Below are 15,687 nucleotides of genomic sequence, written 5' to 3'. Positions count from 1 at the left end.
AGCTCGGGAGAAAGAAGATGGTTGTAAGCGCCAACAGGCTTGAACTGCTGCAGATCGCCGATGCGGTCGCGCGTGAAAAGTCGATCGACAAGTCGATCGTCATCGCCGCCATGGCCGATGCGATCCAGAAGGCCGCGCGCTCGCGCTACGGCCAGGAAACCAATATCCGCGCCGACATCAATGCCAACACCGGCGAGATGAAGCTGCAGCGGCTGATGGAAGTGGTCGAGAAGGTCGATGACTACGCGACGCAGATTGCCATTTCCTCGGCGCGCGAGCGCAATCCGGACGCCCAGCTCGGCGATTTCATTGCCGAACAGCTACCGCCGATGGATTTTGGCCGCATCGCCGCCCAGTCCGCCAAGCAGGTCATCGTGCAGAAGGTGCGCGAGGCCGAGCGCGACCGGCAATATGACGAATACAAGGACCGTATCGGCGAGATCGTCAACGGTACCGTCAAGCGCGTCGAATACGGCAACGTCATCGTCGATCTCGGCCGCGGCGAAGCGATCATCCGCCGCGACGAGCTGATTCCGCGCGAAAACTACAAGTATGGCGATCGCGTCCGTGCCTATGTCTATGACGTGCGCCGCGAACAGCGCGGCCCGCAGATCTTCCTGTCGCGCACCCATCCGCAGTTCATGGCGAAGCTGTTCACCATGGAAGTGCCGGAAATCTACGACGGCATCATCGAGATCAAGTCAGTCGCCCGCGATCCGGGTTCGCGCGCCAAGATCGCTGTCATCTCGCGCGACAGCTCCATCGATCCGGTCGGTGCCTGCGTCGGTATGCGCGGCAGCCGCGTCCAGGCGGTCGTCGGTGAATTGCAGGGCGAGAAGATCGACATCATTCCATGGTCGCCTTCGGCGGCGTCCTTCATTGTCAATGCATTGCAGCCGGCGGAAGTCGCCAAGGTCGTGCTCGACGAGGATGCCGAGCGCATCGAGGTCGTCGTTCCCGACGATCAGCTGTCGCTGGCCATCGGCCGCCGCGGCCAGAACGTCCGTCTTGCCTCGCAGCTCACCGGCTGGGATATCGACATCCTGACCGAGCAGGAAGAGAGCGAACGCCGCCAGAAGGAATTCGTCGAACGGTCGTCGCTGTTCATGGAAGCCCTCGACGTCGACGAGATGGTCGGCCAGGTGCTCGCTTCCGAAGGCTTCACCAGCGTCGAGGAGGTCGCGTATGTCGACTCCGGCGAAATCGCGTCGATCGACGGCTTCGACGAGGACACGGCTTCGGAAATCCAGACCCGCGCCCGCGAATATCTGGAGAAGATCGAAGCCGAGCATGACGAGAAGCGCAAGGCGCTCGGCGTCAAGGACGAGCTGCGCGAGATTCCCGGCATCACCACCGCCATGATGGTGACGCTCGGCGAGGACGGCGTGAAGACGATCGAGGATTTCGCCGGCTACGCCGCCGACGACCTGACCGGTTGGAAGGAACGCAAGGACGGCGAGACGAAGGTATTCCCGGGTGTGCTCGCCAACCACGGCGTATCACGCGCCGATGCCGAGCAGATGGTCCTGGCCGCTCGCCTGAAGGCTGGCTGGATCACCGAAGACGAGCTTGCCGCCGAGGGCGTGCCGGCTGACGAAACCGTCGGTGCGTGAGGTGAAACCGCATCGCACCGAACCCGCCCTTGGACGAGATGAACGATCGCACCTGCATCGTCACCCGCAGGCAAGCCGAACCGGATGAACTGATCCGTTTCGTCGTCGGCCCGGATTCGGCCGTCGTTCCGGACATCAAGAGAAACCTGCCCGGCCGCGGTTGCTGGGTGACGGCCGACCGCCTACATATAGAAAAGGCAGCGGCCAAAAACCTGTTTGCCCGTGCTTTTAAGGCGCAGGTGAGCGTGCCGGCCGATTTTGGCGGCATGGTCGACGCGCTGCTTTCCAGGTCCGCTCTGGGCATGCTTGGCCTGGCCCGCAAGGCGGGCGCCATAGCGCTCGGAGCGACCAAGGTCGAGAGCGCCGTGCGCGGCGGACTTGCACTTTTCGTGCTCCACGCGACCGAGGCTTCCGACGATGGCGTCCGCAAGATAAGCCAGGCGCGACGGGCAACCGTCCACGTCGGCGGGCCTGCGATCCGCGCCTACAAACTTTTCTCCGAGGCCGAGTTGAGCTTGGCATTGGGGGGTACAAATGTGATACATGCTGCCGTTCTCGCGGGAGACGCGGGCAGGGCGGTCCAGAAGCGCATGGTTGCGCTCGACCGATATCGGGGCGGTTCCCCGGACGATCTGGCAATGCTTGCGGCCGTTGCTGACGAAGATGATGCCGCAGAGGATATGGAATGAGCGATACGAAATCGGGCGACGACAAGACGCTGAGTGTTACGCCGAAGAAGACCTTGACGCTGAAGCGCCCCGGTATGGAACAGGGCACGGTGCGCCAGAACTTCTCACACGGCCGCACCAAGTCGGTGGTCGTCGAGACCAAGAAGCGCAAGTTCTCGCTGCCCGGCGACAAGCCGGAGCCGGCGGCAGCGCCTGTGTCCGTCTTCACGCCGAAGCCGGTCGCGGCAGCGCCCGCCGTGCAGGAAGCTCCCAAGGCGCCTCCCCCTCCGCCGCCGGTCGAACGCGGCGGCATGGTGCTGAACGAGTTGTCGCGCCAGGAAATGGAAGCACGCCGCCGGGCTCTCGAGGGCTCGAAGGTCCGCGATGTCGAGGATCGCCAGCGCGCCATCGAGGAAGCCAAGCGCCGCAGCGAGGACGAAGAGCGCCGCCGCCGCGAGCGCGAGGAATCGGCTCGCCGTCAGGCCGAGGAAGAGGCACGGCTGCAAGCCGAGGCCGAATCCCGCCGCCGTGCCGAGGAAGAGGCGCGCCGCCGTGCGCCGCTCGCCGCCGAACTGGCAACAGTCGATGACGAGGAAGAGGTCAAACCGAAGCGGACCGGTGCCGGCGCACCAGTGCGGCGTCTGGTCACGCCGGAAGTGGCGCGTCCGGCCAAACCGACCAAGGGCGAGGAAGACCGCCGCCGCGGCAAGCTGACGCTGAATTCGGCGCTTTCCGACGAGGATGCGCGCGCCCGCTCGCTCTCGTCGATGCGCCGCCGTCAGGAGAAATTCAAGCGCGCGTTGCATAACGAGCCACGCGAGAAAGTCATGCGTGAAGTGATCCTGCCCGAAACCATCACCATCCAGGAGCTGGCGCAGCGCATGTCCGAGCGCGCTGTCGACGTGGTCAAGTTCTTCATGAAGCAGGGCCAGATCCTGAAGCCTGGTGACGTCATCGACGCCGACACGGCCGAACTCGTCGCCACCGAATTTGGCCACACGGTCCGCCGCGTCGCCGAGTCCGACATCGAAGAGGGCTTGTTCAACATCGCCGATCGTCCCGAGGACCTGCAGCCGCGTCCGCCGGTGGTAACGATCATGGGCCATGTCGATCACGGCAAGACCTCGTTGCTCGATGCCATCCGCAATGCCAACGTCGTCTCCGGCGAGGCCGGCGGCATTACCCAGCATATCGGCGCCTATCAGGTCGAGAAGAACGGTCACAAGGTTACCTTCATCGACACGCCCGGCCACGCCGCCTTCACGGCGATGCGTGCCCGCGGTGCCCAGGCGACCGATATCGCCATCCTCGTGGTGGCAGCTGACGACAGCGTCATGCCGCAGACGATCGAATCGATCAATCACGCCAAGGCGGCCGGCGTTCCGATCATTGTAGCGATCAACAAGATCGACAAGCATGACGCCGACCCGCAGAAGGTGCGTTCGGAACTGCTGCGCCACGAGGTGTTCGTCGAATCCATGGGCGGCGAGGTGCTGGATGTCGAGGTGTCGGCGACCAAGGGCATCAATCTCGACAAGTTGCTCGAAGCGATCCTGCTGCAGGCCGAAATCCTCGACCTGAAGGCCAATCCGGATCGCACCGCCGAAGGCGTGGTCATCGAAGCCCAGCTCGACAAGGGCCGCGGCCCAGTCGCTACCGTGCTGGTGCAGACCGGCACGTTGATGCCGGGCGACATTCTCGTCGCCGGCAACGAATGGGGCCGGGTACGCGCGATCGTCAATGATCGCGGCGAGCAGGTCAAGGAAGCGCCGCCGGCAATGCCGGTGGAAGTCCTCGGTCTGCAAGGTACGCCGCTGGCCGGCGACCGCTTCGCCGTTGTCAACAACGAAGCCCGCGCCCGCGAGATCACCGAATATCGCCAGCGTCTGGCGCGTGAGAAGGCGGTGGCCAGGCATGCCGGCCAGCGCGGCTCGCTTGAACAGATGATGTCGCAGTTGCAGACCAGCGGATTGAAGGAATTCCCGCTGGTCATCAAGGGCGACGTGCAGGGCTCGATCGAGGCGATCAACGCCGCGCTGGACAATCTCGGCACCGACGAGGTGCGCGCCCGCATCGTCCATGCGGGGGCTGGCGGCATTACCGAAAGCGACGTGTCGCTGGCGGAAACTTCGGGGGCTGCGATCATCGGCTTCAACGTTCGCGCCAATGCGCAGGCCCGCGCAGCCGCGGCTGCGGCAGGCATCGAGATCCGCTACTATTCGATCATCTACAATCTGGTCGATGATGTGAAAGCGGCGCTCTCCGGCCTGCTCTCGCCGGAGCGTCGCGAGACCTTCATCGGCAATGCCGAGATCCTCGAGATCTTCGACATCACCAAGGTCGGCAAGATCGCCGGCTGCCGTGTCACCGAAGGCAAGGTCGAGCGTGGTGCGGGCGTGCGCCTGATCCGCGACAACGTCGTCATCCACGAAGGCACGCTGAAGACCCTGAAGCGCTTCAAGGACGAGGTTTCGGAAGTTCCGGGCGGCCAGGAATGCGGCATGGCCTTCCAGAACTACGAGGACATGCGCGTCGGTGACGTCATCGAGTGCTTCCGCGTCGAGATGGTGACCAGGACACTATAAAGCGCTTGGCACCGATATGGGCCAGGACGTTCCAAATTTGGAAGGTATGTTCCCTCTATGGGAGTATACCTTCCAGACAAATGATACGCAGCTTAAACGTGCTGCGCGTTCGTTTTCCGATCTGAGGTATGGTCGATCCAGGCGTTGGATTCTTACAGGGCTTGCTTGGCTGATTTTGATAGCCGCAATTCTTTTGATTATCTGGACATCTGCGTTGGCCGTCGCTCTGCTGGAGTACCTTGCAAAGGGCGTGGTTTCCAGTGAGACAATTTACGTTCTGGCCCCAATTGCTATGGGGACAATATATATAATAATAGCTCGTAGTTTTTTGGTTCCTTTAAAAAGGAAGGCACATAATAAGAAGCTTGGCAATATCGCTGAATCGGTTAAGATTTTCGACGGGTATATTATCCAGTTTTTGGACGAGAGCTCGATAAAGAATCGAAAGATAGAACGGATGCATCTCAGCAACGATTATTTATTCTTCGTTATTGACGACGGCACCCGTTTCGTTTTTGTCCCGAGAGATGTCGTTACCGCCGATGCGCTTGCGAAAATAAAAATCTGGGTAGCTGACGCTCGGTCATAGAATGAGGACCAATTAACGCAGGTTCCCAAGGGTAGCCAAGCCAGTTCAACAGCGCTAAGTGGGCGGCTTGAGGCGGTTCGAACCCGCGCGAAGGAAGAATTTTCATGCCTAGACCATCAACGGCTGGCCCATCCCAGCGCATGCTGCGCGTCGGCGAGCAGGTGCGCCATGCGCTGTCCGAGACCTTGCAGCGCGGCGAGATCCTCGATCCGCTGATCGAGAACACGGTGGTTTCGGTCTCGGAAGTGCGCATGTCGCCCGATCTCAAGATCGCCACCGCCTTCGTTTCGCCGCTCGGCGCCAAGGATGCCGGGGCGGTGATCGAGGCGCTCAATAAGCATGCGAAGTTCGTGCGCGGCCGCGTCTCCGGCGCGCTGCGCCAGATGAAGTACATGCCGGAATTCCGCTTCCGGCTCGACACCAGCTACGACAATTTCCAGAAGATAAACGAGTTGCTGCACTCGCCCGAGGTGGCGCGCGATCTCAGCGCCGACGACAAAGACAAAGACGACCGGAAGGACAGCGAATAGTGGCGCGTCGCGGCAAGAAGAAGGGCCGGCCGATCTCGGGCTGGCTGGTACTGGACAAGCCGGTCGGCATGGGCTCGACTGAAGCCGTCTCCAAGATCAAATGGCTGTTCCAGGCGGAAAAGGCCGGCCATGCCGGCACGCTCGACCCGCTGGCGTCCGGCATGCTGCCGATCGCGCTCGGCGAAGCGACCAAGACCGTGCCATACGTCCAGGACGGCGCCAAGGTCTACCGCTTCACGGTTGCCTGGGGCGAGGAGCGTTCGACCGACGACCTCGAAGGCCCGGCGACCAAAAGCTCGGACCGCCGTCCGGCGGAAGCCGACGTACGGGCGCTGCTTTTGAAATATACCGGCGTCATCATGCAGACGCCGCCGCAATTTTCGGCGATCAAGATCGCCGGCGAGCGCGCCTACGACCTTGCCCGCGATGGCGAGACGATCGACATTCCGGCACGCGAGGTCGAGATCGGCCGGCTCGATCTGGTCGAGCACATGGCCGATCGCACCATCTTCGAGGTCGAATGCGGCAAGGGCACCTATGTCCGCTCGCTGGCGCGCGACATGGGCCGCGACCTTGGCTGCTTTGGTCACATCGCCGAGCTGCGGCGGGTCGAGGTCGAGCCGTTCACGCAGGAAGATTTCGTTACCCTGGCCGAGCTGGAAGCCGCCCGCTTCGGCGAGCAGGGCGAGCCGCAAGCAGCAGACGCCCCGATCGACTTCGGTGCCATCGATGCACTTCTGGTCGACACCGCCGCCGCGCTCGAATGCCTGCCGCAGGTCGCGATCAGCGATGATGCGGCAACCAAAATCCGCCTCGGCAATCCGGTCATCATTCGCGGCCGTGACGCGCCGGTAGAAGCGGAGGAGGCCTGCGCCACCGCGCGCGGCAAGCTGGTCGCCATCGGCGCCATCGAGCAAGGCATGTTCAAGCCAAAGCGGGTCTTTGTCGGGTAACAGCTGTCGCCCGGCGCATGATCTCCAAACCGGATTCTATTTTGGGAAAGGATCATGCGCTAAATCAACAGGCCTACGGCGTCGTTTGCCGTCCGAAAGGATGCGCTGCGCTGTAGTGCCGTTCGACGCTGCACTCGAGGGGGCACATGGCAAAGGCTGACACGGTCAACAAACGAGCGGCGCTCAAAACACGGAGGCCGCCGGTCGGGGCCTCGCCCGGCACGCTGATCGCCGACCCGGCGGCACGCCGTTCCGAGCTCAGGCTGACATTGATCTCGCCCGAAAAGTTCAAGACCATCGACAATGCCAGCATCGACGACGTCAACACCCATTGCCACAATTGGCCGGTTATCTGGCTCGATTGCACAGGCCTCGCCAACATCCAGCTGATCGAGGAGATCGGCCGGATCTTCAACCTGCATCCGTTGGCGCTGGAAGATGTCGTCAACACCGGCCAGCGGCCGAAGGTGGATTTCTTCGAGGACCATGCCTTTGTCGTCGTCAGGATGATCGACGATGTCACCGCGCATCGCTACGAACAGATCGCCGTCTTCTTCGGCAGGAACTTCGTCGTCACCTTCCAGGAGCGCGAAGGCGACCCGTTCGATCCCGTGCGCAAGCGGATCGCAAGCTCGGTGCCCAACCGCTTGCGCTCGCGCGGCGCCGACTATCTCGCCTATGCTTTGATCGACGCCATCGTCGACAGCTATTTCCCGCCGATCGAGGCTGCCGGCGAATTGGTCGACAGCATTGAGGACCAGATGCTGAACCAGGCGCACAAGCATCAGATGCGGCAGCTTCACGAATTGCGGCGCGATGCCAATGTGCTGAAGGGCGTGCTTTGGCCGATGCGCGACGCGCTGGCGACCATGATCCGCAACGACGTCTCTTATGTGAAGGCCGAAACCAAGATATTTCTGAACGACACGCTCGATCATTCGCTGCGATTGATCGAACTGGTCGAAACCCAGCGCGACATGCTGACCGGCCTGATCGAGATGCACTTGTCGCTCAGCCAGGCGCGCACCAACGACGTCATCAGCTATCTGACGATCGTCTCGGTGATCTTCATGCCGCTTACCTTTCTCGTCGGCGTATGGGGCATGAATTTCGACCCCGACACCTCGCCCTGGAACATGCCGGAGCTGAAAGCCTATTACGGCTATCCCCTGTCGCTCGTCTTCATGGCGCTTGTTGCGGTCGGGCTCTTTGCGTACTTCAAATGGAAGAAATGGCTCTGACTAGGCGGAAGTGCCCGTTTATGCAGCAAAAAGCCGGCTTGTGAATTAGGCTGGCCTTTTTGTCGGAATTGCACTATATGCGCCGCAGCCTCGCGCTTTGACGCGTTGCTTGCACCGGCCCCTGCTGGACGACATCCCGGCTGAGGGCGTCCCGTTTCCTCAAACAGACAAGGAAAAACACGATGTCGATTACTGCCGAACGCAAGAAGGAATTGATGGGCGAATTCGCTACCGCCAAAGGCGATACCGGGTCTCCGGAAGTCCAGGTGGCCATCCTTTCGGAGCGCATCAAGAACCTGACCGACCATTTCAAGGACCACAAGAAGGATAACCATTCCCGCCGTGGTCTGCTCGCTCTCGTTTCCCAGCGCCGCAGCCTGCTTGATTATCTCAAGCGCAAGGACGACGCGCGCTATCAGACGCTGATCGAGAAGCTCGGTCTGCGCCGTTGACGAATTGACCGGCGGGTTCTTTCGAGAGCCCGCCGGTCGCGCATTGGAGCATCGGGTCATCCAAGGCTCCATGAAGGAAGTAGAGCGCCGCGCATCGGTTTGGATGCGCAAAGGACGCTCTGAAGTTTAGATTTGCGCAGGATATTTTCCGAAAACCTGGTTTTCGGGTTCACGCGCAAGGCCACTCGGATCGATTGGCCAACCCGGTTTCGAAACAGCAGAGGGCCGCTCGAAACCGCCCATGGACGGTCATGGGGCAGGATTGCAGGACGCTCGTGCGGCACCGCGCCGAATAAACCGAGCCTCCCGTTGTCTTGCCCGTGGCTGCCCGAGAAAGGAAGCCAAGGGAAAGGGGCATCCGCGCACGCTGAAACGGCGCGGCCCTTTCCGCATATGAAGGACAAGACATGTTCAATTACCACAAAGTGGAAATCGAATGGGGCGGCCGTCCGCTCATTCTCGAAACCGGCAAGATCGCACGTCAGGCTGATGGCGCGGTGCTGGCCACCTACGGCGAAACCAAGGTTCTCGCCACCGTCGTCTCGATGAAAGAGCCGAAACCCGGCCTCGATTTCTTCCCGCTGACGGTCAACTACCAGGAGAAGACTTACGCGGCCGGCAAGATCCCGGGTGGCTATTTCAAGCGTGAAGGCCGTCCGAGCGAGAAGGAAACGCTGGTTTCCCGCCTGATCGACCGCCCGATCCGGCCGCTCTTCGCCGAAGGCTACAAGAACGACACCCAGATCGTCGTCACCGTCGTCCAGCACGATCTCGAAAATGACCCGGACATCCTGTCGATCGTCGCCACCTCCGCCGCCCTGACCTTGTCCGGCGTGCCGTTCATGGGTCCGGTTGGCGGCGCCCGCGTCGGCTACATCAACGGCGAATACGTGCTCAACCCGCATGTCGACGAGATGCAGGAATCGAAGCTCGACCTAGTCGTCGCCGGCACCGCCGACGCCGTGCTGATGGTCGAGTCCGAAGCCAAGGAACTCGGCGAGGACCTTATGCTCGGCGCCGTCATGTTCGGCCACAGGGGCTTCCAGCCGGTGATCGACGCGATCATCAAGCTGGCTGAAGTCGCGGCCAAGGACCCGCGCGACTTCACCGCGCCGGACTATTCCGCACTTGAAGCCGAGATGCTCAAGATCGTCGAAGGCGAGCTTCGCGACGCCTACAAGATCACCGACAAGCAGAAGCGCTATGCCGCCGTCGACGCCGTCAAGGCGAAGGTCAAGGCCGCGTTCGCGCCGGCAGAAGGCGAAGAGGCCAAATACACGTCCGAACAGATCGGCACCGTGTTCAAGGAGCTCCAGGCCAAGGTCGTGCGCTGGAACATCCTCGACACCGGCTCGCGCATCGACGGCCGCGACCTGAAGACGGTCCGCAAGATCGTCTCGGAAGTCGGCGTCCTGCCGCGCACGCACGGCTCGGCGCTGTTCACTCGCGGCGAGACCCAGGCACTGGTTGTCGCCACGCTCGGCACCGGCGAGGACGAGCAGTATGTCGATTCGTTGACCGGCATGTACAAGGAGAAGTTCCTCCTGCACTACAACTTCCCTCCCTATTCGGTCGGTGAAACCGGCCGCATGGGTTCGCCGGGCCGCCGCGAAATCGGCCATGGCAAGCTCGCCTGGCGCGCCATCCGGCCGATGCTTCCGACCGCCGACCAGTTCCCCTATACGTTGCGCGTCGTTTCGGAGATCACCGAGTCCAACGGCTCGTCGTCAATGGCTACCGTCTGCGGCACCTCGCTGGCTCTGATGGATGCCGGCGTGCCGCTTGCCAAGCCGGTCGCCGGCATTGCGATGGGCCTGATCAAGGAAGGCGAGCGCTTCGCCGTGCTCTCCGACATCCTTGGCGACGAGGACCACCTCGGCGACATGGACTTCAAGGTTGCCGGCACCGCCTACGGCATCACCTCGCTGCAGATGGACATCAAGATCGAGGGCATCACCGAGGAGATCATGAAGATCGCCCTCGACCAGGCCAAGGATGGCCGTCAGCACATTCTCGGCGAAATGGCCCACGCGCTGTCCGGCGCACGTGCCGAGCTCGGCGAGTTCGCGCCGCGCATCGAGGTCATGCACATCCCGACCGACAAGATCCGCGACGTGATCGGCTCGGGCGGCAAGGTCATCCGCGAGATCGTCGAAAAGACCGGCGCCAAGATCAACATCGAGGACGACGGCACCGTCAAGATCGCCTCGGCCAATGCCAAGGAGATCGAGGCGGCGAAGAAGTGGATACACACCATCGTCGCCGAACCGGAAGTCGGTGAAATCTACGAAGGCACGGTCGTCAAGACCGCCGACTTCGGCGCTTTCGTCAATTTCTTCGGTCCGCGTGACGGCCTCGTCCACATCTCGCAACTCGCCAATGATCGTGTCGCCAAGACCTCCGATGTGGTCAAGGAAGGCGACAAGGTCTGGGTCAAGCTGATGGGCTTCGATGAGCGCGGCAAGGTCCGCCTGTCGATGAAGGTCGTCGACCAGGCCACCGGCAAGGAAATCGTGCGCGACAAGAAGAGCGAAGGCGAAGAAAACGCCGCCTAAGCTGATCTAACTATGCAATCGAAGCGGGCGCGCCGGAAGGTCGCGCCCGTTTGCGTTTCAACAACAGCCTTGCAGTTCAAGAGTCGTGAATGTTCGCCGAGCCGCTGAAAACGCTTTTCCATCCGTTCGAGGCCGGTGCTGTTTCCCTGCCACGAAAGGATGAACGCACACTCTTTCTCGGTGCCGAGCCCGGCTTTCGCTTGCCGGAAGGGTCTGATGCCAAGCTTCATCTTGTCCAAGGCTTCAGGCCGCACTTTCGCGCCTTGCAGGCGTCCGGCTTCGCGGTCACGCCGCAGGTCGAAGGCGAGGCTTTCGACGCGGCATTTGTGCTCGCTGGCCGCCATCGCGGCCAAAACGAGTTGCGCGTTGCCGAAGCGGTCGAACGCGCAGCACCAGGCGGGTTGATCGTCGTCGCCGGCAGCAAGGACGATGGAATCGCCAGCCTGCGCAAGCATGTCGGCGCCCTTGTGCCGCTCGAAGGCCACCTGCCGAAGCATCACGGCATTGCCTTCTGGTTTCGCCGGCCGGCCGATACCGTTGCCGCGGCAACGCTTCGCGCCGCCAATCCGGACTTGGTGGTCGAGGACCGCTTCCGCACGGCCCCAGGCATGTTTTCCTTCGACAAGATCGATGCCGGATCGAAGCTGCTGGTCGAAAATCTGCCCAACGATCTGCGTGGCAGCGTTGCGGATTTCTGTGCCGGTTGGGGCTATGTCGCCGCCGAAGTCGCCGCCCGCTCACCCGGCATATCGGCGCTTGACCTTTACGAAGCGGATTTCGAGGCGCTGGAGGCGGCCAAGGCCAATGTCGGCAACACAGGCGTGGAGCCACATTTCTTCTGGATAGATCTTTTGAGCGAACCGGTCGAGCGCCGCTACGACGTGGTCGTCATGAACCCGCCCTTTCACCGCAGCCGGGCGACTGAGCCGGAAATCGGTGCCGGCATGATCCGCGCGGCAGGCAAGGCGCTGAAGCCCGGCGGCCGGCTGTTCATGGTGGCAAACCGTCAGCTTCCCTACGAACCGGTGCTGGCGGCCGCCTTCTCCAGCCATGCGGAGCTCGCCCGCGACGGCATGTTCAAGGTCTTATCGGCGCGACGCTGAAATCCTGCGGGGCAAGCCCGCGATACGTCGCTCGCGCTATTCCCGCCCGCCGTCGGTCTGCTTCAATTCGTCAAGCGTCGGCATGGAAACGATGTGATAGCCGGAATCGACATAGTGGATTTCGCCGGTGACGCCGGAGGACAGGTCGGACAGCAAATAGAGCGCGGAGCCGCCGACTTCGTCGATCGTCACTGTACGGCGTAGCGGCGAGTTGCGCTGCTGGTAGGAGAACATGTGGCGTGCGTCGGAAATCCCGGCGCCCGCAAGCGTCCGTACCGGTCCCGCCGATATGCCGTTCACCCTGATGCCGCGCGGGCCGTAGTCGTTGGCGAGATAGCGGACGCTGGCCTCCAGCCCCGCCTTAGCGACACCCATAACGTTGTAGTTCGGCATGACGCGGACCGAGCCGGCATAGGTCAGCGTGATCATCGAACCGCTATCCTTCATCAATGTGGCGGCGTGACGGGCGATCTCGGTGAAGGAGTAGCAGGAGATCACCATGGTGCGGATGAAGTTGTCGCGGCTCGTGTCGGCGTAGAGGCCTTTCAGCTCGTTCTTGTCGGAAAAGCCGATGGCATGGACGACGAAATCCAGCCCGCCCCACGCCTTCCCCAAAGTCTCGAAAGTCGCGGCGACCGACACGCTGTCCTCGACGTCGCAAGGCACCACCAGGGATGCGCCCAATTTCTCGGCGAGCGGCTTGACCCGGCGCCCGAAGGCCTCGCCCTGATAGGTGAAGGCGAGGTCCGCGCCATGTTCGGACAGTTTGCGGGCGATACCCCAGGCGATCGAATGATCGTTGGCAACACCCATGACAAGCCCGCGCTTGCCCTTCATCAATCCGTCCATGGTCGGCAAATCCTTATGCGGAATAGCGCTGGAAAATCAGCGTTGCGTTGGTGCCACCGAAACCGAACGAATTGGACAAAACGGTGTCGATCCTTGCATCGTCGATGCGCTTGCGCACGATCGGCATGCCCTCGAATTCCGGATCGAGGTTCTCAATGTGGGCGCTCTCGCCGATGAAGCCGCCTTGCATCATCAGGATCGAGTAGATCGATTCCTGCACGCCGGCGGCGCCCAGAGAATGGCCGGTTAGCGATTTGGTCGACGTGATGAAAGGCATCTTCTCGCCGAACACCTCGCGGATGGCGCCCATTTCCTTGGAGTCGCCGACCGGCGTCGAGGTGCCGTGCGTATTGATGTAGTCGACCGGCGAGGACACCGTTGCGAGCGCCTGCTTCATGCAGCGCGCCGCGCCTTCGCCCGACGGCGCCACCATGTCGTAGCCGTCCGATGTCGCGCCATAGCCGACGATCTCGGCATAGATCTTGGCGCCGCGTGCCTTGGCATGCTCAAGCTCTTCAAGAATCAGCACGCCGGCGCCGCCGGCAATGACGAAACCGTCGCGATCGACGTCGTAGGCGCGTGAGGCGACCGATGCCCTGTCGTTGAACTTGGACGACATGGCGCCCATGGCATCGAAGAGATCCGACATCGTCCAGTCGAGATCCTCATGGCCGCCGGCGAAGACGATGTCCTGCTTGCCCCACTGGATCAGCTCGTAGCCATTGCCGATGCAATGCGCAGACGTCGAGCAGGCCGATGAGATCGAATAGTTGACGCCGTGGATCTTGAACCAGGTGGCAAGCGTCGCCGACGCGGTCGACGACATCGCTTTTGGCACTGCGAACGGCCCGATCCGCTTGGGGCTGCCGTTTTTGACCGTGGTCTCGGCCGCCTCGACGATTGCACGGGTCGACGGTCCGCCGGAGCCCATCACGATACCGGTGCGCTCGTTGGTGATGTCGGCCTCGTCGAGGCCGGCGTCTGCGATCGCCTGGTCCATTGCGACATGGTTCCAGGCAGCACCCTGCGACAGGAAGCGCATGGCGCGACGGTCGATCATGCCCGATGGGTCCAGCGTCGGCGCACCCCACACCCGGCAACGGAAGCCATGCTCAGCGAAAGAGTCGGAGAAGCTGATGCCGGATCTGGCATCGTGCAGCGAGGTCTGCACCTCGTTGGCATTGTTGCCTATCGACGACACGATGCCGAGACCTGTGACTACGACCCGTCTCATTCGCAACTCCTTCCAGCGCGGACCCCGAACCTGAAATCAATTTCCGGAATGGAACCATGCGCAAAATTAAAAGTGCTACAGCGTTCATCAGACGTCCAAGACGTCGTACTGTAGGGTCTTCGTTCAGACGGCGGCCGATTGCTTGGACAGACCGACCTTCAGATCCGTTGCCGCGTATATGGGCTCGCCATCTGCCTTCAGCCAGCCATCGGCGATGCCAAGCACAAGCCGACCGCGCATCACTCGCTTGAAGTCGACGCCATACTCCACCTTCTTGACCGAAGGCGTGACCATGCCTTTGAACCTCACCTCACCGGTCGACAGCGCCATCCCCTTGCCGGGTTCACCGAGCCATCCGAGATAGAACCCCGTCAACTGCCACATGGCGTCCAGGCCTAGGCATCCTGGCATGATCGGATTACCGATGAAATGGCAGGCGAAAAACCACAAATCCGGCTTGATATCGAATTCCGCGCGGATGAAACCCTTGTCGAACGCACCGCCGGTCTCGCTGATCTCGGTGATGCGGTCGAACATCAGCATCGGCGGATAGGGCAGCTGCGCATTTCCCGGTCCGAACAGCTCGCCGCGGGCGCAGGCAAGCAATTCCTCGTAACCGTAGCTGGATTTCGAACCCGCCATCAATCTCGTCCCCGTGATCGTCCCGGGCGATAGGCGCCCTTGTCGGTGGTTTCCTAACACAATCTGTTTCAGGCCGGAAACCGGCGCTTGCGCTTAACCTGCCCGTCTGCCCGGGTCAATGCGCGCTATTGATCGCATTCGGTCGACAGAATATATGTCAGGACACGTCCGGTTTCGGCAGATGCTCAATTTCTGCCATTTTGGACCTGTCTGAGGCGGAACTGTGAGCGCGACGGATAGATGGATCTGGGTTGCCGGAAGGATAATGTCGCTGTGGACAAGCGCGTTCGCGAGGCCGGTCTGAGGCCGACACGCCAGCGCATCGCGCTGGCCGATCTGCTTTTCGCCAAGGGCGACCGCCATCTTTCGGCCGAGGAACTGCACGAGGAGGCGCTTGCCGCCGGCGTGCCGGTGTCTCTGGCCACCGTCTACAATGCTCTGCACCAGTTTACCCAGGCCGGTCTTCTCCGCATCCTTGCCGTCGAGGGATCGAAGACTTATTTCGACACCAACACCTCCGATCACCATCATTTCTATATCGAGGGCGAAAACAGGATCTTCGATATCGACAGCGGCCCGGTGACGGTTTCCAACCTGCCGGAACCGCCGGAGGGCATGGAGATCGCCAATGTCGATATCGTGGTGAGACTGCGTCCGAAACGCTGCGACTGAC

General features: G+C 61.8%; 14 protein-coding genes. 11 read left to right on the top strand and 3 right to left on the bottom strand.

What is annotated here, in order from left to right:
- Positions 1–17 precede the first annotated feature (17 nt).
- From nusA to NKI97_RS16640, 10 genes are all read left to right on the top strand, one after another.
- Positions 18–1,613: a transcription termination factor NusA gene (gene nusA, locus NKI97_RS16685; protein WP_023676901.1), complete on the top strand. Its 1,596-nt coding sequence runs from the start codon at positions 18–20 to the stop codon at positions 1,611–1,613.
- 38 nt (positions 1,614–1,651) lie between these two features.
- Complete coding sequence (locus tag NKI97_RS16680; RefSeq protein ID WP_352835346.1) at positions 1,652–2,302, top strand: RNA-binding protein; 651 nt, start codon at positions 1,652–1,654, stop codon at positions 2,300–2,302.
- Positions 2,299–4,866, top strand: a complete 2,568-nt coding sequence (gene infB, locus NKI97_RS16675; protein WP_352835343.1) for a translation initiation factor IF-2 — start codon at positions 2,299–2,301, stop codon at positions 4,864–4,866. Before NKI97_RS16680 ends, infB begins: the two co-directional genes overlap by 4 nt.
- Before the next feature lie 16 nt (positions 4,867–4,882).
- Positions 4,883–5,455, top strand: a complete 573-nt coding sequence (locus NKI97_RS16670) for a hypothetical protein (protein WP_352680484.1) — start codon at positions 4,883–4,885, stop codon at positions 5,453–5,455.
- Positions 5,456–5,559: 104 nt separating this feature from the next.
- Complete coding sequence (gene rbfA, locus NKI97_RS16665; RefSeq protein WP_352613883.1) at positions 5,560–5,985, top strand: 30S ribosome-binding factor RbfA; 426 nt, start codon at positions 5,560–5,562, stop codon at positions 5,983–5,985.
- Positions 5,985–6,938: a tRNA pseudouridine(55) synthase TruB gene (gene truB / locus NKI97_RS16660; RefSeq protein ID WP_352835339.1), complete on the top strand. Its 954-nt coding sequence runs from the start codon at positions 5,985–5,987 to the stop codon at positions 6,936–6,938. Before rbfA ends, truB begins: the two co-directional genes overlap by 1 nt.
- Before the next feature lie 146 nt (positions 6,939–7,084).
- Positions 7,085–8,179 (top strand): magnesium/cobalt transporter CorA, encoded by a 1,095-nt coding sequence (gene corA / locus NKI97_RS16655; protein ID WP_352680483.1) that lies wholly within the window; start codon positions 7,085–7,087, stop codon positions 8,177–8,179.
- A gap of 140 nt (positions 8,180–8,319) precedes the next feature.
- The gene (rpsO, locus tag NKI97_RS16650; RefSeq protein ID WP_280940423.1) at positions 8,320–8,631 is read left to right on the top strand and encodes a 30S ribosomal protein S15; all 312 of its coding nucleotides are present in this window, start codon (positions 8,320–8,322) and stop codon (positions 8,629–8,631) included.
- A gap of 407 nt (positions 8,632–9,038) precedes the next feature.
- A complete protein-coding gene (gene pnp, locus NKI97_RS16645) occupies positions 9,039–11,186 on the top strand; it encodes a polyribonucleotide nucleotidyltransferase (protein ID WP_292654001.1) in 2,148 nt (715 codons plus the stop codon).
- Between the two features lie 89 nt (positions 11,187–11,275).
- Entirely contained in the window at positions 11,276–12,289 is a 1,014-nt protein-coding gene (locus NKI97_RS16640) for a class I SAM-dependent methyltransferase (RefSeq protein ID WP_352746935.1), read from the top strand.
- A 36-nt stretch (positions 12,290–12,325) separates the two neighbouring features.
- Here the strand turns inward: NKI97_RS16640 and fabI are convergent, their stop codons facing one another.
- The 3 genes from fabI to fabA all read right to left on the bottom strand — a co-directional run bounded on the left by fabI (position 12,326) and on the right by fabA (position 15,014).
- Positions 12,326–13,138 (bottom strand): enoyl-ACP reductase FabI, encoded by an 813-nt coding sequence (fabI, locus tag NKI97_RS16635; protein ID WP_023676910.1) that lies wholly within the window; start codon positions 13,136–13,138, stop codon positions 12,326–12,328.
- 13 nt (positions 13,139–13,151) lie between these two features.
- Positions 13,152–14,372 (bottom strand): beta-ketoacyl-ACP synthase I, encoded by a 1,221-nt coding sequence (gene fabB, locus NKI97_RS16630; RefSeq protein WP_352448609.1) that lies wholly within the window; start codon positions 14,370–14,372, stop codon positions 13,152–13,154.
- A gap of 123 nt (positions 14,373–14,495) precedes the next feature.
- Positions 14,496–15,014 (bottom strand): 3-hydroxyacyl-[acyl-carrier-protein] dehydratase FabA, encoded by a 519-nt coding sequence (gene fabA, locus NKI97_RS16625; protein ID WP_023676912.1) that lies wholly within the window; start codon positions 15,012–15,014, stop codon positions 14,496–14,498.
- A gap of 240 nt (positions 15,015–15,254) precedes the next feature.
- Here fabA and irrA point away from each other — a divergent pair, with 240 nt between their 5' ends.
- Positions 15,255–15,686: an iron response transcriptional regulator IrrA gene (gene irrA, locus NKI97_RS16620; RefSeq protein WP_023676913.1), complete on the top strand. Its 432-nt coding sequence runs from the start codon at positions 15,255–15,257 to the stop codon at positions 15,684–15,686.
- The last annotated feature ends 1 nt before the right edge of the window (position 15,687 follow it).

Source organism: Mesorhizobium sp. M0296, from assembly GCF_040321675.1.
GTDB lineage: Bacteria > Pseudomonadota > Alphaproteobacteria > Rhizobiales > Rhizobiaceae > Mesorhizobium.
This window is presented reverse-complemented; position numbering and strand designations above follow the sequence as displayed.

What these genes read in the sequence shown, in the direction of transcription:
- fabB (WP_352448609.1), bottom strand. Translation starts at nt 14,372, where the DNA reads ATGAGACGGGTCGTAGTCACAGGTCTCGGCATCGTGTCGTCGATAGGC.
- rbfA (WP_352613883.1), top strand. Translation starts at nt 5,560, where the DNA reads ATGCCTAGACCATCAACGGCTGGCCCATCCCAGCGCATGCTGCGCGTC.
- infB (WP_352835343.1), top strand. Translation starts at nt 2,299, where the DNA reads ATGAGCGATACGAAATCGGGCGACGACAAGACGCTGAGTGTTACGCCG.
- NKI97_RS16680 (WP_352835346.1), top strand. Translation starts at nt 1,652, where the DNA reads ATGAACGATCGCACCTGCATCGTCACCCGCAGGCAAGCCGAACCGGAT.
- irrA (WP_023676913.1), top strand. Translation starts at nt 15,255, where the DNA reads ATGGATCTGGGTTGCCGGAAGGATAATGTCGCTGTGGACAAGCGCGTT.
- fabI (WP_023676910.1), bottom strand. Translation starts at nt 13,138, where the DNA reads ATGGACGGATTGATGAAGGGCAAGCGCGGGCTTGTCATGGGTGTTGCC.
- pnp (WP_292654001.1), top strand. Translation starts at nt 9,039, where the DNA reads ATGTTCAATTACCACAAAGTGGAAATCGAATGGGGCGGCCGTCCGCTC.
- nusA (WP_023676901.1), top strand. Translation starts at nt 18, where the DNA reads ATGGTTGTAAGCGCCAACAGGCTTGAACTGCTGCAGATCGCCGATGCG.
- NKI97_RS16670 (WP_352680484.1), top strand. Translation starts at nt 4,883, where the DNA reads ATGGGCCAGGACGTTCCAAATTTGGAAGGTATGTTCCCTCTATGGGAG.
- fabA (WP_023676912.1), bottom strand. Translation starts at nt 15,014, where the DNA reads ATGGCGGGTTCGAAATCCAGCTACGGTTACGAGGAATTGCTTGCCTGC.
- corA (WP_352680483.1), top strand. Translation starts at nt 7,085, where the DNA reads ATGGCAAAGGCTGACACGGTCAACAAACGAGCGGCGCTCAAAACACGG.
- NKI97_RS16640 (WP_352746935.1), top strand. Translation starts at nt 11,276, where the DNA reads ATGTTCGCCGAGCCGCTGAAAACGCTTTTCCATCCGTTCGAGGCCGGT.